Here is a 22,068-nt window from a genome sequence, read left to right on the forward strand (position 1 = left end):
TGACGGTCTGCTGCCCGCCGCCGCACCAGGAACTATACCCGATCCGGCAGCAGGGAAGTTACAAGGGGTTACGCCCTTTCCGGATAAACCTGTGCCCCCTCACCCTCGCTGCGCTCGACCTCTCCCCACCGGGGAGAGGTGAAGAAGCGGCACCCTCTCAAATCGGGAAATGCTGCGGGCCGGTCTCGATGGTGATCCAGCGCAGCTCGGTGAACTCGCTGATCCCGGCCTTGCCGCCGAAGCGGCCGTAGCCGCTCGCCTTCACGCCGCCGAACGGCATCTGGGCCTCGTCGTGCACCGTCGCCCCGTTGACGTGGCAGATGCCGGAATCGATCCTGTGTGCCACGTCGAGCGCCCGCGTGATGTCGCGGCCGAAGACGGCGGCGGAGAGCCCATATTCCGTGTCGTTGGCGATCCGGACCGCCTCCTCCACGCCGGTCGCGCGGATGACGCAGACGACGGGTCCGAAGGATTCCTCGCCATAAAGCCGCATGGCCGGGGTGACATGGTCGAGAACCGTTGCCGACATCACCGTGCCGTCGACCCGGCCGCCGGCGAGGAGCCTGGCGCCCTTGGAGACCGCATCGTTCACCAGGCCGCTGATCCGCTCGGCCGCTTCGACGCCGACGAGCGAACCGAGCGCGAAATTGCCGTGGCGCGGATTGCCGGCCTGGAGCGACTCCGCCTTCGCGGCGAGCTTGGCGACGAAATCGTCTGCCACCGCATTGTCCACAACGATGCGCTCGGTCGACATGCAGATCTGGCCCTGGTTCATGAAGGCGCCGAAAGCGGATGCTGCGACGGCGCCATCGAGATCGGCGTCGTCGAGGACGACGAGAGAAGCCTTGCCGCCCAGTTCCAGGAGCACGGGTTTCAGGAAGCGGGCCGCGGTTTCCGCGATGATGCGGCCGACCCTCGTCGAGCCGGTGAAGTTGATCCGGCGCACCGCCGGATGCGCGATCAGAGACTCGATGATCTCGCCGGCACTTTCCGGCGCGTTGGTGATCACATTGACGACACCTGCCGGCAATCCGGCCTCCCGCAGCACGGCGCCGATCAGGTGATGTGTTCCAGGGCAGATCTCGGAGGCCTTCAGCACCACCGTGTTGCCGCAGGCAAGCGGCGTCGCGATGGCGCGTACGCCGAGGATGACCGGCGCGTTCCAGGGCGCGATGCCGAGCACGACGCCGGCCGGCTGGCGTACCGCCATGGAGACGCAGCCCGGCTTGTCGGAAGGGATGAGCTCGCCGGTGATCTGGGTCGTCAGCGAGGCCGCCTCTCGCAGCATGCCGGCGGCGAGCTTCACGTTGAACTGCGCCCAGCCGACGGTGGCGCCGATCTCGGTCGCCATCAGGGTCACGAAATCGGCGACCCTGCCCTCAAGAAGATCGGCCGCCTTCAGGAGCGCGGCACGTCTCGCGTTCGGCCCGAGCTTCGACCAGGCCGGGAATGCCGCAGCCGCGGCGTCGGCAGCGGCCTGCGCGTCGGCGACGCTCGCCGCCGCCGCGCGGCTCGCCACCTCGCCGCTGATCGGGTCGCGCCGCTCGAAAGTCGCTCCCGTCGAGGCCGCCGCGTCGCGACCGTCGATGAGAAGATTGATGTCCAGCATGTGTGATGCTCCGGGTTCAGCTCAGTGGAAGGATGAAGAAGCAGCGGCAACATCGCCGGAGGCTCCGCCGAGATAAGCCCGGCGCACCGCGGGATCGTCCCGCAGATCCGCCGCGCGGCCCTCGCCGACGATCCGCCCGGTCTCGATGAGGTAGCCTCTGTCAGCGATGGCGAGGCTCTGCCGGGCGTTCTGCTCGACCAGCAGGACGCTCACGCCGCTTTCCCGGATGCGCGCCAGTGCCGCGAACAGCTCCTTGCACATCAGCGGCGACAGGCCGAGAGAGGGTTCGTCGAGCAGCAGCACGTCCGGTTTGGACATGAGCGCCCGTCCGATCGCCACCATCTGCTGCTCGCCGCCGCTCATGGTCCGTGCGGTCTGTCCGAGACGTTCCGCAAGGCGGGGAAACAGAGCGAGCACCCGCTCAAGGATGTCCCGCTCGCTTGCGCGGGACCGTTCTGGATAGGCGCCGAGGCGAAGGTTTTCGCGCACCGTGAGATCGCCGAAGATGCCGCGTCCCTCGGGCACGAGCGCCAAACCCGCCTCGACGATCCAGTGCGGCGGCAGGGCCGAGATGTCCTGGCCGGACAAGACGATGCGTTTTCCCGGAAGCGCAGGCACGATTCCCGCGATCGCCTTCAGAAGCGAGGATTTGCCCGCCCCGTTGGCGCCCAGGATCACGACGATCTCGGATTGCCCGATGCTTAAGGTCACCTGTTCGAGGGCGCGGTGGAGCCCGTAGGCGACCGTGAGATTGGAAACCTCAAGCATCGGGATCTCCCAGATAGGCCCTGATGACCTCAGGATCCGCGAGAACGGCGGCGGGCGGGCCGGCCGCGATCACGGTTCCGGCGCTCATCACCACGCAGCGGTCGCAGAGGGAGCGGATGGCATCCATCACGTGCTCCACCAGAATGATCGCGAGCCCCTCCTCGCGCAGGGAGCGAATGAGGGCGATGCCCTCCTGCAGCTCGGAGGGGTTGAGGCCTGCGAGCCATTCGTCGAGCAGCAGCAGCTTCGGCGCGAGTGCGAGGGCGCGGGCCAATTCGAGCCGCTTCTGATCGATGTAGGTCAGCTGCGACGCGGAATGATCGACCTTGCTGCCTAAACCAACCCGGCGGAGCAGCCGGAGCGCCTCCGCAGTCGCCGGCTCTCCCCAGAGCGGCGCCTCGCGGAAGGCGAGCCCGGCCTTCACGTTCTCCACGCAGTCGAGTGACGGCAGCACGCGAACGAGCTGGAACGTCCGGGCAAGACCGAGCCGGGTGATCTTGTGGGCCGGCAGGCCGTCGATGGATTTCCCCGCAAGCCGGATGGCGCCCGCATCGGGCTTCAGGGCGCCGGAGAGGAGATTGAGGGCGGTCGTCTTGCCCGAACCGTTCGGTCCGATCAGGCCGACGATCTCGGATACGCCGACCGCCATCGTCAGGCCGTTCACGGCCACGAGGCCGCCGAACCGCCGGGTCAGGCCTTCGACCTGAAGGAGAGCCTCGGTCATGCGGGCCTCCGGGTCTGCAGGAGGAAGGGCTTCAGCTTCGTGCGCTCGACCAGTCCCGCAATGCCATTCGGTACGCCATAGACGATCAGCATGAAGACAAGGCCGAGGAGGATGCTGAAATAGTTCGGGAAATTGGCACCGAGAACCTCGAAGAGGAGCGTCAGCGGGATCACGCCGAGAAGTGGTCCCCACAGGCGATGGGCCCCGCCGAGGAGCGCCATGATCAGCACCTGAAACGACACCACCGGGTTGAAGGCGATCGTCGGGTCGAGATAGGTCCAGCGCGGGGCCATGATGGCACCCGTGAGCGTCATGAAAGCGGCGCTGATTGCAAAGAGCAGGAGCTTGGCGCGGGTAGTGTCGATGCCGCAATGGCGCGCGACGGTCTCGTCGTCCCCGATCACGCGCAGGGCGAGACCCAGGCGCGAGCGCTGGATGAGCCACCCGACCAGGAAGACGAGCACGGCCAGCGCGAAGAGATGCCAGAAGATCGATTCCTGGGTGATGTCGATGAAGACGTAGCGCCCCACGGAGCCGCTGACATTGACCTCGAACCAGGTCACGAGCTGGCGGATGAGTTCGGCGAGGCCGAAGGAGAAGATCACGAAATAGACGCCCGACAGCCGCAAGGTCGACAGGCCGACCAGCACCGCGACGGCAACACCGATCCCGGTCGCCGCAAGAAGCACCAGGGGCCAGGGCAGCACCTCCCCGAGTATACGGCGACCGTGTAGGCGCCGATGCCGAAGAAGGCGACCGTGGCGAGGGAGACGTAGCGCGTGGTGCCCGAGAAAAGAGCCCAGGCGGTTGCGAGCACCAGCTGGCTCAAGATGCCGATGGCGACGGCGAGGTGATAGCTCGACCCCAGATAGGGAACAAGGCCGAGCACGAGCAGTGCGACCGCAACGAGGATGGCCGGCATGACAGTCGCTTTCATCGCCCTGTCCTCCCGAAGAGGCCCGTCGGCCGGACCAGCAGCACGGTGAGAAACAGGGTGAAGGTTGCAACCAGGGTCAGACCGGGATCGACGAGCCGCGCGACCACCGTTTCCACCAGTCCGAGCAGCAGGCCCGCCACCAGGGCGCCGAGGAGGTTTCCGACGCCGCCCATGATCACGACGATCAGGGCCTTCATGGTGAAGACGACGCCCATGGCCGCATTGAAGGTCAGAAACATGCTTACCAGCACACCGCCTGCGGCGCACATCGCCCCGCCGAGAGCGAAGGCGAGGCCGGCGACCTTGCGCACGTCGATGGCAACGAGGCTCGCGGCGGTGGGATCGACGGCGACGGCGCGGATCGCCGTTCCCGTCCGGGTGCGCATCAGGAATGCATAGAGAATGAGACTCAAGGCGACCGCGAAGCCGAAGGCGATCAGCCGGTTCACGGCGATGGTCGACCCGGCGATGGTGATCGGAACCGAGAGATAGGAATAGCTGTAGTACTGCCCGCCGAACAGGACGAAGGCGATGCCCTGCACCACGAAGAGCAGGCCGAAGGTCGCCAGGATCGAGTCGACCTCCAGGGCATCTCTCGTTTTCGCTCGCCGCACGAGCGGTACCAGCAGCACGCGATAGATGAGCCAGCTCGCGGCGAATCCCGCCGGCAGCACCAGGATCATCCCGACGAGCGGGCTGAGGGCGAAGGCCGTGAAAAGCAGGTAGGAGGCGAAGGCGGCGGCGATGAGAACCTCGCCATAGGCGAGGTTCATGATCCGCGCGACGCCGTATTGGAGCGTGAGGCCCATGGCGACAAGGGCATACATGCCGCCAAGGATCAGCCCGCCGAGGATGATGTCGACGATCAGCATGACAAACTCGAAAAGCGCCGGTTACGGCTTCCAGGCGGGCTTGGGGGCGATCACCTGGCGGGCGCCTTCCTTGGCGGCCGGCGCGACACCGTAGAACTCGCCGTTCTGCCATTGGCCGACGCCCCACACGTTCTGCAGCAGGCCGCCTTCGAGCTTCACCTTGCCGATGACGGTGTCGAAGGTCCCGGTCTGGAGTTCCTTGATCACTGCTTCCCGGTCGATCTTTCCGACCTTCTCGATGGCCTGCTGCAGGGCCTGCAGGCTGGCATAGGTGATCGGGCTCGCCCAGCGGTCCGGCTCACGGCCGATGGCCTCAGTATGGCGCTTGAAATAATCCTTGAGGGCCGGGGAATCCGCGTTCCAGCCGCCGATGCCCATCACCCCGTTGGCATTCTCGCCGAAACGCTGCTTGTAGACCGGAAAGGCCGTGCCGACACCGACGAAGAACACTTTCGGGTTGAAGTTGAGCACCTTCGCGGTGTCGGTCACGCCGAGGGTGTCCGGCGGATAGCTGAAGGCGATAAAGGTATCCGGATTGGCCGCCATCGCATCCTTCAGGAGCGGCTGCACATCCTGGGTGCCCACCGGATAGGACTTGTCGTAGACGAGGTTGAAGCCGGCCTTCTTGAGGGCATTGCGCGCCGCCGTCGACAACTCGATGCCGAACTGGTCCGAGACGCCGATCATGGCGACGTTAGCGCCGATCTTGCCCTCGTTCTTCATCTTGGTCAGCACGTCGACGAAGGACGTCGAGATGTCGGAGGGCAGGCCGAGCCAGAACGAGGCGTTGGGCCACCTCTTGGCCAGCTCGGGCGCCCGGTCGGTGTTGGTGGTGACCGCGAGATGCGGATAGCCGAGGCGGTTCATGATCGGCGCGACGGCGAGGTTGAGCCCGGTGCCCCAGGGCGAGAGGATGAAGTCGACCTTGTCCTGGGTGGCGAGGCGCTCGACGGCCTTCACCGCCTCCTCCGAGTTGCTGCGGTCGTCGTACTCGACGATCTCGACCGGGACACGCTTGCCGGACAGCATGATCCCGCCGGCGGCGTTCACCTCCTTCACCCAGAGCTGGTAATTCGGCAGCGTGGTGATGCTGGCCCCGCCCGTATTCGGGCCGGTCTTCGAGATGGCGTACCCGATCTTGATGGAATTCTGGGCTTGGGCCGCAGCCCCGGCGACAAGGCAGCTCGCAGCGGCGAGCAGGGCGACGGCATGGCGCCGCGTCACATAACCGGTCATGATTTCCTCCAGAGCATAATTCGTTCGGGCTCTCGTTCAGGCTCGGCCCTTGATGATTTCAGCTTACGCTTCCTCTCGAGCATGAAAATTGGACAGTTTTGGCGAAAGATTGTACGCAGCCGGCATGATTGCCAAACCCCATCGCCGACCGCACTCCACGAGGGCCCAGACAGGCTCTGCTGAGACGATGTGGGCTGCGCCTACAGCCGTCCTGCACGCCGAGACCATTGCGCCTTCGCTATCGGAGCGCGAATGGGTGCTTCCGGAAAACGCGGGCGAACCGCGGTCCCATGCCTTTCTGATCCTGTCCCGCGGCGGCATTCTTCGGACCTCCGAGGACGAGATGGAGATGCCCTCGCCCTCCCTTCTCTGGCTTCCGAGCCAGGGCGGGGAAAGAATCCGCATCGATGCCGGGGCTCGGGGCTACATGCTCTCGGTGGATGACGACTTCCTGACCAGGACCATCAGCAGCGCCCCTGAAGGATCGCTGCTGCGCCCGGTCCTCAACCGGCTCGCTCTCCTGCCGCCCCAGCACCTGCACGGGCGCGCCGACGAAATCGCCCAATCCTTCCTGGCCCTGGCCCGGGAGGTGCGGAGCCCTGATCGCGTCTCCATGGCCATTCTCGGCGCGCACCTGACGCTGATCGGCCTGCATATCTGGCGGCTCGCGCAGGGGGATGCGCCGGCCGAAGTGGGTGTAAGGGGCACGGGGCATCATGTGCTGCAACAATTCCGGCAGCTCGTCGAGCTCCGGTATCGCGAGCAATGGAGCATCGGTCGCTATGCAGCCGCCCTCGGAGTGACCGAAGACCGGTTGCATGCGGTCTGCGTCCGCAATGCCGGCCACCCTCCCCGCGCTCTCGTCTGCGACCGGGTGATCCAGGACGCCTGCATGCGCCTCCAGCAGATGGACGTGCCCATCGAGCAGATCGCGTTCAGCCTCGGCTTCAAGGATCCCGGGTACTTCAACCGGTTCTTCAAGAAGCAAGTCGGCGTCCCGCCGGGCGTCTATCGCCGGCGCGTCAAAGCGCAGCGCGCCGGCAGCACGGGCTCCTACGCCGCGTGGCCCTAGTGGCAGCTTGGAACATCGCATTCCGGTATCTCGTGCCAGTGAGCTGCCAGCCTTGACCTAGATCAAGGTCCCGTGCGGGATTTCCATGCAAGGTCCCGGCATGACCCCGGAACTCATCGCCCGCTACGACCAGCGCGTCCCGCGCTACACCAGCTACCCGACCGCGCCGCATTTCAAGCCGGACATCACGCCGGAAACCTACGCCTCCTGGCTCGCCGAGCTCGTACCGGACAAGCCCTTGTCCCTGTACCTGCACGTCCCTTTCTGCGCCGAGCTCTGTCTCTATTGCGGCTGCAACACCACCGTCACTCGCAGCTACAAGGCCGTGGCCGCCTATGTGGATTGCCTGGAACGGGAGATCGAGCTCGTTTCAGAGCGCCTGCCCAGCCGCATGACCGTCTCCCACATTCACTGGGGCGGAGGCACTCCGACCATTCTGTCGCCGGAAGACCTCCAACGGATCTCAAGGCATCTCGGTGCGGCCTTCGAGATTCTTCCCGACGCGGAGATTGCGGTCGAGATCGATCCGCGGACGATCACCCCTGAGCATGTCGACGCGCTTGCCGCCTCCGGGCTCAACCGGGCGAGCCTCGGCGTTCAGGACTTCGACCCGAAGGTCCAGGAGACCATCCGGCGGGTGCAATCCTTCGAGCGGACGGCACAGGTCGCCGGCTGGCTGCGCCAAGCCGGCGTGAGCGGCCTCAACCTTGACCTGATGTATGGCCTGCCGTTCCAGACTTCCGAGAGCGTCGTGCGCTCGGTCAAAATGGCGCTCGACCTCCACCCGGATCGCATCGCGCTCTTCGGCTACGCCCACGTGCCCTGGATGAAGCGCCATCAGGCTCTCCTGCCGGAGGCTTCCCTGCCCGACGCCGTGGAACGTGTCGAGCAGCGCGAGGCGGCCGCCGCGGCCATCGTCGAAGGCGGCTATGTCCAGATCGGGATCGATCACTTCGCCAGGCCCGATGATCCTATGGCGCGCAGGCAGGGCGAAGGCCGGCTGCATCGCAATTTTCAGGGCTATACCACGGACGAAGCGTCCGCGCTGATCGGGTTCGGCACCTCTGCCATCGGATCATTGCCGCAAGGCTATATCCAGAACGCTCCTACGACGGTTGCCTATCGCGAAGCCGTGCTCAGCGGCCGGCTTCCTGTGGTTCGCGGCGTCGCCCTGTCCAAGGACGACCGCCTGCGCCGCACGATCATCGAACGGTTGATGTGTGACTTTTCGGTGAATCTCGATGAGATTGCTTCGGAATTTCACGGAAGCGTTTCGGAGCTCGCCTGCGAAATCCGAGCTATCGACGAACTGGCCGCGGATGGCCTCGTCGCCCGCGATGGGTTCACCCTGACGATTCCCGACGAGGGACGCGCCTTGGTGCGGAATGTCTGTGCCGTCTTCGACCGCTACCTCGAAACCGGTGCACAGCGCCATTCCCGCGCTTTGTAACGGGCCCGGCAGTCCTGGCCGTTTGATCTGCATCAATGCTCGTTTCCCACCCTCTCCTTACGACTCGACCGACGGCGAAGCTCCAGGCGTCGCCGAGATTCTCAAAAGGTTGAAGCCTATGGCTCAAGCGGTATCACCCTCAAAAGGAATGACCTTCGGCGAAATGGGCTCCGCCCTTGCCTTCGCGGCGTTGGCACTCCTCAGCATCATCATCGCGGCGAAGGCCTATACGCCCGGATACGCCTTTCACGCCTATCTCTTTGCAGCCGCCAGCGTTGCCGCGGTATTCACCATTGTGAACCGCTACTACGAGCGTCCCTTGGAGCCTCCTCCGCTGACCATCGGCGGCAAGCCGAACTACAATATGGGTCCGGTGAAGTTCGCGACCATCGCCTCGGTGTTCTGGGGCATCGCCGGCTTCACCATCGGCCTGCTGATCGCCCTGCAGCTTGCCTTCCCGGCCCTGAATTTCGACACCGCATGGCTATCCTTCGGCCGGATGCGGCCGCTGCACACATCGGCGGTGATCTTCGCGTTCGGCGGCAACGTGCTGATTGCCTCATCGTTCTACGTCGTACAGCGCACCTGCCGCGCGCGGATGGTCGGCGATATCGCGCCGTGGTTCGTGGTGCTGGGCTACAACTTCTTCATCGTGATCGCCGGCACGGGCTATTTGCTCGGCATCACCCAGGGCAAGGAATACGCGGAACCCGAGTGGTACGCCGACCTCTTCCTGACCATCGTCTGGGTCACCTATTTCCTGGTCTTCCTCGGCACGGTCATGCGTCGCAAGGAACCCCACATCTACGTGGCGAACTGGTTCTATCTCGCCTTCATCCTGACCATCGCCGTCCTGCATCTCGGCAACAACGCCGCGATCCCGGTCTCGATCTTCTCGCCCAAGAGCTACATCGTCTGGTCGGGCGTGCAGGATGCGCTGGTGCAGTGGTGGTATGGCCATAATGCGGTCGGCTTCTTCCTCACCGCCGGCTTCCTCGCCATCATGTACTACTTCATCCCGAAGCGGGCCGAGCGGCCGGTCTATTCGTACCGCCTCTCGATCATCCACTTCTGGTCGCTGATCTTCATGTATATCTGGGCAGGTCCCCACCACCTGCACTACACCGCCCTGCCCGACTGGGCGCAGACGCTGGGCATGGTGTTTTCGGTCATGCTGTGGATGCCCTCATGGGGCGGCATGATCAACGGACTCATGACCCTCTCCGGCGCCTGGGACAAGCTCCGCACGGATCCGGTCCTGCGTCTCATGGTGGTGTCGGTCGCCTTCTACGGCATGGCGACTTTCGAGGGCCCGCTCATGTCCGTGAAGGCCGTGAATTCGCTCTCGCACTATACCGACTGGACCATCGGCCACGTCCATGCCGGGGCGCTGGGCTGGGTCGCCTACATCTCCTTCGGCGCCATCTACTGCCTCGTCCCGTGGCTATGGAACAAGAAGGAACTCTATTCCATGAAGGCCGTCTCCTGGCACTTCTGGATCTCCACTCTCGGCATCGTTCTGTACATCTCGTCGATGTGGGTGGCTGGCATCCTTCAGGGCCTCATGTGGCGTGCCTATACCAGCCTCGGCTTCCTCGAATACTCGTTCATCGAGACCGTGGAGGCGATGAACCCCTTCTATGTCATCCGCGCGCTCGGCGGCGCCTTCTTCGTGGCTGGCAGCCTCATCATGGCCTGGAACGTCTGGAAGACGATCTCGGTCGGAGAGGCGGTCGAGGAAGCGCCTCAGGCCATGCAGCCCGTCCTCGTCGCCGCGGAATAAAGGAAACGATCATGTCATTCTGGTCCCGTCACAAGATCTTCGAGACCAACTCGATCATCCTCATCATCGGCGTGCTGATCGTCATCTCCATCGGCGGTCTGGTGGAAATCGTGCCGCTCTTCTACCTGAAGAGCACCATCGAGAAGGTGGAGGGAGTGAGGCCCTACACCCCGCTCGAGATGGCCGGCCGCAACATCTATGTGCGCGAAGGCTGCTACAACTGCCACAGCCAGATGATCCGTCCCCTGCGAGACGAGGTCGAGCGCTACGGCCACTATTCTCTCGCTGCTGAGAGCATGTATGACAGACCGTTCCAGTGGGGCTCCAAGCGCACGGGCCCGGACCTCGCCCGTCTCGGCAACAAATATTCCGACGACTGGCACAAGGATCACCTGAAAGACCCCCGCGCCGTGGTGCCCGGCTCGATCATGCCGAGCTATCCCTGGCTCGAAAACACCGAGCTCGACGCGGCCTCCATCGCGCAGGAGCTGAAGGTCCAGGCGACACTCGGCGTGCCCTATAGCGACGAGATGCTCAAGCACGCCGAAAGTGACATTCGCATCCAGGCCAATGCCGACGATCCGAACACCGTCGACCTCGCCAAGCGCTATCCGAAAGCCCAGTCTCGCACCTTCGACGGAAACCCGCAGAAGGTGACCGAAGCCGACGCCCTGATTGCCTATCTGCAGATGCTCGGCACGCAGGTCGACTTCAAGCTCTACGACAACAAGGCCAACGTGCGCTGAGGATCACGACCATGCCAGCTGCATATAAATTTTTCGCCGAATTCGCTCAGACCTGGGGACTTCTCTACTTCCTCGCCGTCTTCCTGGCTGTGTTGATCTATGCCCTCGCTCCGTCGCGGAAGGACCGTTTCGATGCGGCCTCGCGCATGCCTCTCCAGGAGGACTGATCCCATGGCCCACGACAACAAGGAACAGGTTGACGCCATCACCGGCGTCACCACCACCGGGCATAGCTGGGATGACATCCAGGAGCTCAACAATCCGCTGCCGCGCTGGTGGCTCTGGACCTTCTATGCCAGCATCGCCTGGGCGATTGCCTATTGCATCGCCTATCCGGCATGGCCGCTGGTCTCGTCCTATACCAAGGGCGCGCTCGGATGGCAGTCCCGTGAGGCCGTGGTGGCCGATCTTGATGCTCTCAAGCAGCAGCGCTCCGGCATGACGACGAAGCTCGCCGATGCCTCGCTCGAGGAGATCAGGCGGGATCCGGAAATGTTCGCCTTTGCGCGGGCCCAGGGCAAGGCGGCCTTCGGGGATAACTGCGCCCCCTGCCACGGCGCGGGCGGCGCCGGTGCCAAGGGCTATCCGAACCTGAACGACGACGACTGGCTCTGGGGCGGTTCGCTCGTTCAGATCGAGCACACCATCCGGCATGGCGCCCGGTCGACCAGCGACCAAGGACATTCCGGCACCATGCCCGCCTTCGGTCGCGACGGGATGCTCAAGCGCGAGGAGATCTCGCATGCGGCGGACTATGTGCGCTCCCTGTCGGGCCTGTCGACGGACAAGGGAGCGAACCTGAATGCGGGCGCCAAGGTCTTCGCCGACAACTGTGCTGCTTGCCATGGCGACAAGGGTCAGGGCAATCTGGATCTCGGTGCGCCGAACCTGTCGGACAAGATCTGGCTCTTCGGCTCCGACAAAGCGACCATCGTGGAAGGCCTGATGAACGGTCGCGGAGGCGTCATGCCCACGTGGCACGGACGCCTCGACGATACGACCATCAAGGCGCTGACCCTTTACGTCCATTCCCTGGGTGGCGATCAAAGGCCCTAATCGGCTGGAAGGATGCAAGATGAGCGGCCGGAGGGCAACCTCCGGCCGCTGCTTGATTTGGATCAAGGCAGCTCAGCTCGACCCATCGTATTCCATCGTCATTCAGATCGAGACGATTGCGACAGATTCGATGGCTGACGCCCCCCTTCCTCATCCCCTAGGCGCTGCGACGGACGACGCGCCGCTCTACGCTCCCCGCAAGCAGATCTACCCCCAGGCCGTGAAGGGCCGCTATCGTACGATCAAATGGGTCGTGCTCGCCGTCACCCTGGGCATCTACTACTTCCTGCCCTTCATTCGTTGGGATCGCGGCCCCAACGCGCCGGATCAGGCCATCCTCGTCGATCTCGCCAACAGCCGCTTCTATTTCTTCTTCATCGAGATCTGGCCGCAAGAGGTCTATTACATCACCGGCCTCCTTGTGCTGGCTGCGCTGACTCTTTTTCTCATGAATGCCGTCGCGGGTCGGGTCTGGTGCGGCTATCTCTGCCCGCAGACCGTCTGGACGGATCTGTTCTACGCGGTCGAGCGCTGGGTCGAGGGCGACCGGCGCGAGCGGATGCGTCACGACAAGGAAAAGCTCACGATCGGTGTGCTCGGGCGGAAATCGCTGAAACACTTCATCTGGCTCATGATCGCCTGGTGGACCGGCGGCGCCTGGGTGCTCTATTTCGCGGATGCGCCAACCCTGGTCTATGAACTCGCGACCTTCCAGGCCTCGTTCCACGCCTATCTGTGGATCGGCATCCTCACCTTCACCACCTATACGCTCGCCGGTTTCATGCGCGAGCAGGTCTGCACCTATATGTGTCCCTGGCCGCGCATCCAGGCTGCGTTGACGGACGAATACGCCCTGAACGTCACCTACCGCTACGACCGCGGCGAGCCACGCGGCTCCGTGAAGAAGAACGAGGCCTTGAAGCTGCAGGGGCTGCCAGCGGGCGATTGCATCGACTGCAACCAATGTGTCGCCGTATGCCCAACCGGCGTCGACATCCGCAAGGGTCTGCAGCTCGACTGCATCCAATGCGGCCTGTGCATGGATGCCTGCGACAACGTGATGGACAAGATCGGCCGTCCGCAGGGCCTGATCGCCTACGACACCGACATGAACGTCCAGGCGCGCATCGAGGGCCGCCCGGAGGTGCGCCGTATCGTGCGTCCGCGCACGCTCTTCTACGCCGGCCTCATCGCCTTGGTCGGCGCGGTCATGATCGCCTCGCTTGCCATGCGCCAGAACCTCTATCTCACCGTCATGCACGATCGCAATCCGCTCTTCGTTCGCCTCTCGGACGGTTCTATCCGCAACGGCTTCACCATCCGCATCGCCAACAAGAATCTCGACGCCCGCCGCTATGCCCTCGCTATTGAAGGCCTAGCCGAGGCCAAAGTCGACGTGGTGGGCGGCGAGATCGACCAGCGCGGACGCGCTATCGTCGCCGTCGGCCCGGACCAGACCCTCGAGGCACGTGTGCTGGTCACCGATACCGCATCGACCGATGCCGACTCGACCGCACTCCGGTTCGTCCTCACCGACCTCGCCACCGGCGATACCGCCAGCACGATCGATCACTTCAAAGCTCCTTAAGGAACGACACCATGTCCACAACGGCCCCTATTGGACGGCTTTCCAGGCCCATCACGGGACGCACGGTCCTGATCTACTTCGTGTCGTTCTTCGGCATCATCTTCGCCATGAACTTCTACATGGTGCGCGTCGCCATCTCGAGCTTCAGTGGGGTCGAAACGGAAAGTGCGTATAAGGCGGGCCTGACGTTCAAGAACGATGTTGCGGCGGCCCAGGCCCAGGACGCGCGCCACTGGTCGGTCGAAGCCTCCCTGCAGCGGAGAGATGCTCCCAGCCTCATCGTTACAGCGCGGGACGCTCAGGGCCAGACGTTGACCGGTCTTGCTCCCGAGATCCGCCTTGCTCATCCGACCGACAAGCGGCGTGATGTGCCGCTTGAACTCGTCGAGCTGACCCCGGGCCAGTTCAAGAGCCTCACCCCCATGCCGGAAGGCCAGTGGGATCTCGTGATTGATCTGAAGCGCGAGACGGAAACCGTCTTCCGCTCCAAGAGCCGTATCTCGCTCTAAGGATTTTCGCGATGGCCGAGACCCTCGACCTCACCATTTATGTAAAGCGCCAGGACGACGGCACGGCCCATCTCGACCTTGCCATCGAAGGTATCGACTGCGCCGCCTGCATCGACGAGATCGAGGGCGGTTTGTGCAAGCTGCCCGGCGTCGTGGACGCGCGGCTGAACTACACCAATCATCGCCTCGCGGTGGAGTGGCGAGACGGTCAAATGTCTCCCGCAGCAGTCGTCGAGGAATTGCGACGGCTCGGCTACCGGGCTCACCCCTTCAAGTCGAGGCTGGTCGAGGAAGAAGAGGACCGCCGCGCCAAGTGGCTTCTGAAGTGCCTTGCGGTGGCAGGCTTTGCCTCCATGAACATCATGCTGCTGGCGGTGTCCGTCTGGTCAGGCAACGTGACGGACATCACGCCTGAAACCCGCGATTTCTTCCACTGGCTCGCCGCGCTCATCGCCCTGCCGGCAGTGGCCTATGCCGGGCAGCCCTTCTTCCAGAGCGCTATGGGCGCATTGCGCAACCGGCGCACCAACATGGATGTGCCCATCGTCATCGGCATCCTGCTCGCTTTGAGCATGTCTGTGGTCGAGACCATCAACTCTGCCGAGCACACCTATTTCGACTCGGTGGTCATGCTGCTCTTCTTTCTGCTCTGCGGCCGCTATCTCGATCAGGCCATGCGTCGGAAGACGCGAGCCGTGGCAAGCAACCTCGCTTCGTTCCGGACTGAGGTCGCCCATAGGATCGAGGAGAACGGCGAGATCGCCCTGATGCCCACCGCGGCCCTGAATAGCGGCGACCGGGTTCTGGTCCGCCCGGGGGAGCGCATCTCCGTCGACGGCATCGTGATATCCGGCTCGTCGGATATCGACGAGAGCCTGGTCACGGGAGAAACGGCGCACCGAGCGGTCATGGTCGACAGCCAGGTCTATGCAGGGAGCATGAACTACAACGGCACTCTTACCCTCACCGTGAGGGCTGCCGGCAAGGGCACCCTGCTCGACGAGGTCGAACGGCTGCTGGAGAATGCAGCCACCGCCAAATCGCGCTATGTGCAACTGGCGGACCGCGTGGCGAAGATCTACGCGCCGGTCGTGCATACGGCAGCCGCGATTACGGCTGTGACCTGGATCGTGACCGGTGCTTCCGTTCACGACGCGCTGCTTACAGCCATCGCGGTGCTGATCATCACCTGCCCCTGTGCCCTCGCACTTGCAGTGCCCGTGGTTCAGGTCGTCGCCTCCGGCGCTCTCTTCCGAGCCGGTGTCTTCCTTAACGCGGGCGACGTCTTCGAACGCTTGGCAAGAGTCGATACGGTCGTCTTCGACAAGACCGGCACTCTCACTCTGCCCACCATGAGCGTGGTCAACGCCGTTGACCTGCACCCCGATCTTCTCAAGGCCGCGAGCCGACTCGCCTTGTCGAGCCATCATCCACTGGCAACGGCCGTCGCGCAGATGGCAAGCGATTGCCGCCCCTACGACGACGCGACCGAGGAGCCGGGCTGCGGTGTCCGGGCCGTCGTCGACGGCCGGGAGATGCGCCTCGGCAGTCCGGCTTTCTGCGACGCGCAGGTCCTTGCAGACCAAGCCGTTGCGTCGGATCCGTTCGCGTCCGTGATCGCCTTCTCCTGGGGCGAAGAGCAGATTGTTCTGCTGGTACGGCAGGCTTTGCGCCCGGACGCCGCCGCCATCGTGCAGCAACTCAGGCAACGCGGCCTTGATTGCCGCATCCTGTCCGGCGATAGGCCCGAGGCGGTCGCGCCGATTGCCGCGGCGCTCGGCATCGCCCTCTGGCGCGGCGGCTGCAAGCCGGCCGACAAGATCGCCATGCTCGAAGACCTCAAGGCGGAAGGCCGCAAGGTTCTGATGGTCGGTGACGGCCTCAATGACGCGCCCGCTCTCGCCTCGGCCCACGTTTCGCTCTCGCCGATCAGCGCGGCCGACCTGACCCAGGCGCAGGCCGATGCCGTCTTCCTCGGCGACCGGCTTCGGCCCGTTCTGAGCACGATCGAGATCGCCTGCCGCGCCCATCGTCTGATGCGCCAGAATCTCGGCATTGCGCTTATCTACAACCTGATCGCAGTGCCGCTTGCATTCCTGGGCTTCGTCACGCCGCTCGTGGCAGCACTCGCCATGTCGGGCTCGTCGTCGCTCGTGACCCTCAACGCCCTCCGCGCGCGAGGCCGCGCCTCCAAGCCGATCCCGGAGGCGCCGCCTTCCCATCCCGTTCCGGCTGCACAAGGAGCCTGATGCATGGAAGTCCTGATCTATCTCGTGCCCATGGCCCTGCTGCTCGGCCTGTCGGGACTGGCGGCCTTCATGTGGTCGCTGAAAAGCGGCCAATATGACGATGTGCAGGGCGCGGCCGTGCGCGTCCTGTTCGATGACGACATGCGGAAATGACCTCCCTTGCCGTTGCTCCCCGGGCGGGGCAGCTCGAATGCATCTGTGAGCCGGGCACTCTGGGCGATGGAACCATCGACAGGCGAGGAACTGCCCTGCTCGCCGCAGGTTTCGCCTTCTCGGTCCTCGCACAGGTCCTGACGCTCGGCATCCTGCCCCTGGCAGGCCTCTCGCTCGCACCGACCCGCGGTCTGGCCACCCTGCCCTATGCGGCGTTCTACGTCGGCGCCGCTCTGGCGAGCCTTCCGGCGGCGCTCCTTCTCGATTCCTTCGGCCGCCGCGCCGCGTTCGCATCGGGTGGAAGCCTTGGAGCGGCGGGTGGCCTCGTTCTCGCCTGGGCGCTCGTCTCCATGCATTTCGGCGCGCTGGTGCTCGGTGCCTTCTGGCTCGGGATCGCAGGCGGGTTCAGCCTGTTCTATCGCCACGCTGCAGTGCCTGTCAGCGGCAGAGGAGCCGGTGCGCTCCTGCTCGTCTTCGGTGCGGCAACGCTCGCGAGCCTGACGGCCCCGACCCTGGCGTCCATAGCGGAGACTCTCGCTTCACACCAGGTTTTCGTCGGCACCGCGACCGCGGCCGCGCTCGCTCACATAGTGTCCCTCGCCATGACCGCATCTTTGCCCTACCGCAGGCTTCATGAGCGGGGAATCGCGGGATCTTCCCTCAAAGGATGGCGCTCGGCACTCCTGCCGACCGGTATCGGCACCCTCGGCTGGTTTGCGATGACCGCCTTGATGGGCGCAACGCCCATTGCTGTCATCGGATGCGCTCCCTCGGAAGCCGCGTTCGGTGCCGTGGCCTGGCATGTTATGGCGATGTATGCCCCTTCCCTCGCGCTTGCCGTCATCCCTCAGGCGGCCCGCCCGATCCCCTTATCCGCGACGGGGATCCTGCTGCTGATCGTGGGCGCCGCTTGCTTCGCGCTGTCCGGCACTGCCGGTGCATTCGCGGCCTCCGCCGTTCTCGTCGGAGCCGGCTGGTCCCTGGTCATGCTCGGAACCACCCTCTGGATTCATCGCAATGGCCAGGCATCGCGCTGGATCCTCGGTCTTCATGACGCAGCCCTGCTTGGGGGTGCCATTCTCGGTGCGCTCGCTGCCGGATCCCTTGCTTAGGGCCGGTTCGCGCGCGGTCTCGGGGCTCCCAAATGCACCTAAGGAAAACCCCTTAGGTATCTGACCGGAATTTTAGCCCAGCCTCTTCGGCAGTAGCCATGAACCAACGTCACCTGTTTGAGAACACGAGGGTTCGATGCACACTGCGCTCCTGGCCAAAGCCCCAACATCGCCCCTTCCGCTCGTCGCGCTGGACCTTCCGCGACTCCGCAAATCCGTTGACGTCACAGCCGTTCCCGCAGGCACCGTCCATTCCTATGCCAAGGACGAGGAAATCTTCGCCGAAGGAGACCGGGCCGCTTTCGTCTACAAGGTCCTCTCCGGCGTCGTTCGCACCTCGAAGCTTCTGAGCGATGGCCGCCGCCAGATCGATGCCTTCCATCTCGCCGGAGACATCTTTGGGATCGAGGCGGACGATGAGCACCGCTTCTGTGCCGAGGCTGTCGGCGATTGCACGATCGTTGCCTATCGCCGGAACCGTCTCGCGACCTTGACGGCGATCGATCCAGAGGCCGCGACGGACATGACAGCCGGCATGGTACGCTCCCTGGTGCGGGCGCAGAACCACATGCTCCTTCTCGGACGCAAATCGGCCCTGGAAAAGATCGCGACATTTCTTCTCGACATGGCGGATCGCACGAGCGGAAGCAACATCCTGGACCTTCCGATGTCACGCACCGATATCGCCGACCATCTCGGCCTGACCATCGAGACCGTCTCCCGCTCATTCACCCAGCTCGAGCGGCAGGGCATCATAGAGCTCATCTCGGCTCGTCGGGTCATTCTATGCAACAAGGCGGAGCTGAAGCGGCTAAATTCCTAATGACTGGCTGCCATCTCATATGGGTTGCCTGCCGCCGACCGGGATGGCACGCACTCGTCGTTGTCCGGCGGCTTCTCGACCATCTTTTCCCGGCCTACCGCATTCCCGTCAGCGAACCGATTCATTTTGCGGGAGAAGCGCTAGCTATCCCTCAACACATCATAAATGCTATCGAGCAACTCGCTGTCGTGCAGAGGCTTTTCGAGGACCCTGCTGAAGCCACAACGGGCTGCCTGCCCATAAAGATCATCGCTGATCCGGGATGCGATCAGGATCGCGGGATTGTCGATCCGGCGCTGCCGAAGCCTGCCTACCAACTCGATCCCAGTCATGCCGGGCATGTTGTAGTCGATCACAAAGCATCCATCCCGAGGCAGCTCGGGCTCGGCAAGAAGCTCGGCACCATCCTTGAACAGACGCACCGACAGGCCCTCGAGTTCGAGGGCGAACTTCAGCGAGTTTCGAACCGCCGCATCGTCGTCCACGACGATAACCGGTCCGGCGAGCTTGGACATCATGGAAGCCTGTTGATCCTCGATCGGGGCCCGAAGCACAAGCCGGAAACCGACGGCGGCATTATGCACGGCAGGGACTTTTCCCCTACTCCGGAAAATTCCTTAAGGGGCTAGCTCGGACCGATCATCAGAGCCAAGCGGACAAGCTCAGACAGGCTCTTGGCCTGCATCTTCGTCATGACATTGGCCCGATAGATCTCCACGGTCCGGGGACTGATTCCGAGATCATAGGCGATCACCTTGTTCGCCTTGCCTGCCACGAGTCCATCGAGGACCTGGCGCTCGCGCTCGGACAGGGCGTCGAAGCGCGCCTGAATCTGCGCAACCTGGGCTCCGTGTTGGCTGTCTTTTTCCTGACGGGACAAGGCCGCCCGGACCGTTGTCAGAAAAACCTCGTCGCTGAAAGGCTTTTCGAGAAACTCGAGAGCGCCTTCCTTCATGGCCTCGACCGCCATCGGCACATCGGCATGCCCCGTGATGACGATGATCGGCAAGGCCATGCCGCGATCCTTCAGGCGCCGGATCAGTTCGATGCCGTCGATACCCGGCATGCGGACATCCGTGACAATGCAGCCTTCGGCTCCGCTCGGCAGATTGTCGAGAAACGCGGAGGCGGATTCATGCAACTGGACGGGAAGCCCCTCGGAGGCGAGCAGAAAGGCCAGTGACTTGCGCACCGCAACGTCATCGTCAACCACGTGCACGGCAACATCACTCGGCATCTGAGATCTCCTCTCTCCTGACGGCTCTCAGCGTGAAGCGGAACATCGTTCCCTCGCCCCGGTTCGACTCTGCCCAGATTTTGCCGCCATGGGCCTCGACGATCGTCCGGCAGATCGACAGACCCACTCCCATGCCATGTTTCTTGGTGGTGACGAAAGGCTGAAAGAGCTGAGCCGCCACTTCGGGAGCGAGCCCCGGACCGGTGTCCTCGACGCTCAGTTCGACATGGGCGTCGTCGACAAGCCGCGTGGCGACCTTGAGCTCTCGGTGGGAGGTTTCCTGCATCGCCTCGAGGGCGTTGCGGATGAGGTTCAGCAGAACCTGCTGGATCTGGATCCGGTCGGCCAGCACGAACGGCGCGTTCGGATCGAAGTCGAACGCAACTCGAACACCCTGCTCCTTGGCCCCCACAAGAGAGAGTGCGCTCGCCTCTTCGATGAGCTTCGGCAGGCTTTCGATATGGCGCTCGCTCTCGCCGCGTGCCACGAACTCACGCAGGTGACGGATCACCTGCCCCGCCCGCAGGGCCTGCTCCCCAGCTTCGTTGACAGCGCCGCGGAGCATGGGCACCGCTTCGCCTTCCATCCGCTCCAGGATCCGGCGGCATCCCTTGAGATAATTGGTAATCGCGGTCAGCGGCTGGTTGATTTCGTGAGCGAGTGTCGACGCCATCTCGCCGAGCGCAGTAAACCGTGACATGTGGACGAGTTCGGATTGCAGCTCCTGCAGACGGGTCTCCGTCTGCTGTCGCTCCGTCAGATCCCGGATGAAGCCGGTAAAGTAGCGGATGCCGCCCGAACGCATCTCGCCGACGGCGAGCTCCATGGGAAATGTCGAGCCGTCCTTGCGTTGACCGACGACCACACGCCCGATCCCGATGATCCGCCGTTCCCCCGTTCGGCTGTAGCGCTGCATGTAGGAATCGTGCTGCTCGCGATAAGGTGCCGGCATGAGCATCTTGACGTTCTCGCCGATGACCTCTTCCGGCGGATAGCCGAACAGCCGCACGGCAGTGGCACTGAAGGATTGGATCCGCGCTTCCTCGTCGATCACCACCATGGCGTCGGGAACCGTCTCCAGGATCGATCGCAGATGAGCTTCGCGGGTCCTCAGGGCTTCCTCTGCGGTGATCCACTCGGTGATGTCGCGGATGATCAGGGCAAAGCCGGCTTCTTCGGTGCCATGCCCGGCAATGGGTGCGATCGTCATTCTCGCCATGAACGCCGGCTCGCCCTTGCGGGCGCAAAGTCCCTGCACCTCGTGACGTCCGTCTGTGCGTGCCAATTGAAGGTCCCGGTCGAAGCTGCCCGCTTCATGGCCTTCCGGCAGATACAGGATTGCAGCCGGACGCCCGAGCACATCGCTCACACTCCATCCAAGAATTTCCTCGGCACCTCTGTTCCAGCTCGCAATGTTGCCACGCGCGTCGAGCAAGAGAAGAGCCGTATCCGTCATCGCATGAATGAGAAGTTCGGCGGCCATGCCTGGAGAGCGCGGCCGCTCTGCGTCGAAACCTGTGTCTGTCACGTGTCCCTCTCAATGCGGGACGCAGCATAGCAGCGTCCGCCCAAGTTCCAACTTCCTCGCACTCGCCTGGCATCCGACCGGTTTTCTCCTCTCCATTTACCGCTCAGGTTCAATTCCCTCTTGCCAAAAATTTTTTGATCTTTATATCGGCGCGACCTTGGTGCGTTGGTCTCGTGTGAGCGGGCTGTGCCGGGGTGATTTTCCGACAGGTCGGTGTGCAGGCTTGTCCGGGTTCGTTGAGCCCGGGAGGCGTCGTCCGGCGTTTTGTCGGCGGGCCGGGTCGGTGCGATCCGGCTTTTCCATGAGCGGTTGCGGGTTCGACGGGGTCGGATGCGGTGATCGGCTCCTCTGGTGCTCTTTTCCGGCAGCGGCCGCAGGTCATTTTGGCCCGGCGGCAAGGTCAACGCAGAAACAATACTGTTTTTGCGAACGGGATTACTTTGTCTCGACCTGAGCGAGGCGAAGATCGACTTCGAGAAAACTTCAAAAACTTTCTCGAACCCGGTTGACACCGGAACGGACAGGGCCTAGATCAGGGCCATCGGCGGCGCGGTTCTGATGGGCTGGCGCCGGGGACTTTAAGGGATCTGGCGGTTCGCGAGGACGGCCGGGGCGC

At 63.8% G+C, this 22,068-nt stretch carries 22 protein-coding genes; 12 read left to right on the forward strand and 10 right to left on the reverse strand.

Annotated elements, in window-relative coordinates; translation table 11 throughout:
- Positions 1–157: 157 nt before the first annotated feature.
- The 7 genes from JKL46_RS29825 to JKL46_RS29850 are packed head-to-tail and all read right to left on the reverse strand — an operon-like array spanning position 158 to position 6,146.
- Positions 158–1,606, reverse strand: coding sequence for an aldehyde dehydrogenase (locus tag JKL46_RS29825; protein WP_201841122.1), 1,449 nt, complete (start codon positions 1,604–1,606; stop codon positions 158–160).
- A 24-nt stretch (positions 1,607–1,630) separates the two neighbouring features.
- Positions 1,631–2,377 (reverse strand): ABC transporter ATP-binding protein, encoded by a 747-nt coding sequence (locus JKL46_RS29830; protein ID WP_201841019.1) that lies wholly within the window; start codon positions 2,375–2,377, stop codon positions 1,631–1,633.
- Complete coding sequence (locus JKL46_RS29835; RefSeq protein ID WP_201841022.1) at positions 2,370–3,101, reverse strand: ABC transporter ATP-binding protein; 732 nt, start codon at positions 3,099–3,101, stop codon at positions 2,370–2,372. Before JKL46_RS29835 ends, JKL46_RS29830 begins: the two co-directional genes overlap by 8 nt.
- Entirely contained in the window at positions 3,098–3,790 is a 693-nt protein-coding gene (locus tag JKL46_RS29840) for a branched-chain amino acid ABC transporter permease (protein ID WP_343074154.1), read from the reverse strand. Before JKL46_RS29840 ends, JKL46_RS29835 begins: the two co-directional genes overlap by 4 nt.
- Complete coding sequence (locus JKL46_RS36715; protein ID WP_343074155.1) at positions 3,703–4,038, reverse strand: hypothetical protein; 336 nt, start codon at positions 4,036–4,038, stop codon at positions 3,703–3,705. The genes JKL46_RS29840 and JKL46_RS36715 overlap by 88 nt, the downstream gene beginning before the upstream one ends.
- Positions 4,035–4,910, reverse strand: coding sequence for a branched-chain amino acid ABC transporter permease (locus JKL46_RS29845; protein WP_201841025.1), 876 nt, complete (start codon positions 4,908–4,910; stop codon positions 4,035–4,037). The genes JKL46_RS36715 and JKL46_RS29845 overlap by 4 nt, the downstream gene beginning before the upstream one ends.
- 21 nt (positions 4,911–4,931) lie before the next feature.
- Complete coding sequence (locus JKL46_RS29850; RefSeq protein ID WP_201841028.1) at positions 4,932–6,146, reverse strand: amino acid ABC transporter substrate-binding protein; 1,215 nt, start codon at positions 6,144–6,146, stop codon at positions 4,932–4,934.
- A 187-nt stretch (positions 6,147–6,333) separates the two neighbouring features.
- On the opposite strand from JKL46_RS29850, the gene JKL46_RS29855 reads away from it, so the two are divergent.
- The 12 genes from JKL46_RS29855 to JKL46_RS29910 all read left to right on the forward strand — a co-directional run bounded on the left by JKL46_RS29855 (position 6,334) and on the right by JKL46_RS29910 (position 18,687).
- Positions 6,334–7,218, forward strand: a complete 885-nt coding sequence (locus JKL46_RS29855; RefSeq protein WP_201841032.1) for a helix-turn-helix domain-containing protein — start codon at positions 6,334–6,336, stop codon at positions 7,216–7,218.
- Positions 7,219–7,318: 100 nt separating this feature from the next.
- A complete protein-coding gene (gene hemN, locus JKL46_RS29860; protein WP_201841034.1) occupies positions 7,319–8,668 on the forward strand; it encodes an oxygen-independent coproporphyrinogen III oxidase in 1,350 nt (449 codons plus the stop codon).
- Between the two features lie 118 nt (positions 8,669–8,786).
- Positions 8,787–10,451: a cytochrome-c oxidase, cbb3-type subunit I gene (gene ccoN, locus JKL46_RS29865; RefSeq protein ID WP_201841037.1), complete on the forward strand. Its 1,665-nt coding sequence runs from the start codon at positions 8,787–8,789 to the stop codon at positions 10,449–10,451.
- An 11-nt stretch (positions 10,452–10,462) separates the two neighbouring features.
- Complete coding sequence (gene ccoO, locus JKL46_RS29870; RefSeq protein WP_201841054.1) at positions 10,463–11,197, forward strand: cytochrome-c oxidase, cbb3-type subunit II; 735 nt, start codon at positions 10,463–10,465, stop codon at positions 11,195–11,197.
- An 11-nt stretch (positions 11,198–11,208) separates the two neighbouring features.
- A complete protein-coding gene (locus JKL46_RS29875) occupies positions 11,209–11,364 on the forward strand; it encodes a cbb3-type cytochrome c oxidase subunit 3 (RefSeq protein WP_201841057.1) in 156 nt (51 codons plus the stop codon).
- Positions 11,365–11,368: 4 nt separating this feature from the next.
- A complete protein-coding gene (ccoP, locus tag JKL46_RS29880; RefSeq protein ID WP_201841074.1) occupies positions 11,369–12,253 on the forward strand; it encodes a cytochrome-c oxidase, cbb3-type subunit III in 885 nt (294 codons plus the stop codon).
- A gap of 130 nt (positions 12,254–12,383) precedes the next feature.
- Positions 12,384–13,841 (forward strand): cytochrome c oxidase accessory protein CcoG, encoded by a 1,458-nt coding sequence (gene ccoG / locus JKL46_RS29885; RefSeq protein WP_201841089.1) that lies wholly within the window; start codon positions 12,384–12,386, stop codon positions 13,839–13,841.
- A gap of 11 nt (positions 13,842–13,852) precedes the next feature.
- Entirely contained in the window at positions 13,853–14,350 is a 498-nt protein-coding gene (locus tag JKL46_RS29890; RefSeq protein ID WP_201841092.1) for a FixH family protein, read from the forward strand.
- An 11-nt stretch (positions 14,351–14,361) separates the two neighbouring features.
- Entirely contained in the window at positions 14,362–16,599 is a 2,238-nt protein-coding gene (locus JKL46_RS29895; RefSeq protein WP_201841095.1) for a heavy metal translocating P-type ATPase, read from the forward strand.
- 3 nt (positions 16,600–16,602) lie between these two features.
- Positions 16,603–16,752: a cbb3-type cytochrome oxidase assembly protein CcoS gene (ccoS, locus tag JKL46_RS29900; RefSeq protein WP_201841110.1), complete on the forward strand. Its 150-nt coding sequence runs from the start codon at positions 16,603–16,605 to the stop codon at positions 16,750–16,752.
- Entirely contained in the window at positions 16,749–17,864 is a 1,116-nt protein-coding gene (locus tag JKL46_RS29905) for a hypothetical protein (RefSeq protein ID WP_201841113.1), read from the forward strand. Before ccoS ends, JKL46_RS29905 begins: the two co-directional genes overlap by 4 nt.
- A gap of 136 nt (positions 17,865–18,000) precedes the next feature.
- Positions 18,001–18,687, forward strand: a complete 687-nt coding sequence (locus JKL46_RS29910) for a helix-turn-helix domain-containing protein (RefSeq protein ID WP_201841116.1) — start codon at positions 18,001–18,003, stop codon at positions 18,685–18,687.
- A 140-nt stretch (positions 18,688–18,827) separates the two neighbouring features.
- On the opposite strand, the gene JKL46_RS29915 is transcribed toward JKL46_RS29910, so the two are convergent.
- The 3 genes from JKL46_RS29915 to JKL46_RS29925 form a co-directional block, all read right to left on the reverse strand.
- On the reverse strand, positions 18,828–19,205 hold the full coding sequence (locus tag JKL46_RS29915; protein WP_343074156.1) for a response regulator transcription factor: 378 nt from the start codon (positions 19,203–19,205) through the stop codon (positions 18,828–18,830).
- A 107-nt stretch (positions 19,206–19,312) separates the two neighbouring features.
- A complete protein-coding gene (gene fixJ / locus JKL46_RS29920) occupies positions 19,313–19,924 on the reverse strand; it encodes a response regulator FixJ (RefSeq protein ID WP_201841119.1) in 612 nt (203 codons plus the stop codon).
- Positions 19,914–21,380 carry a PAS domain S-box protein gene (locus JKL46_RS29925; RefSeq protein ID WP_246529629.1) on the reverse strand — a complete coding sequence of 489 codons (1,467 nt, stop codon included), beginning with the start codon at positions 21,378–21,380 and terminating at the stop codon, positions 19,914–19,916. The genes fixJ and JKL46_RS29925 overlap by 11 nt, the downstream gene beginning before the upstream one ends.
- Positions 21,381–22,068 lie beyond the last annotated feature (688 nt).

The organism is Microvirga zambiensis WSM3693 (genome assembly GCF_016735695.1).
Classification (GTDB): domain Bacteria; phylum Pseudomonadota; class Alphaproteobacteria; order Rhizobiales; family Beijerinckiaceae; genus Microvirga; species Microvirga zambiensis.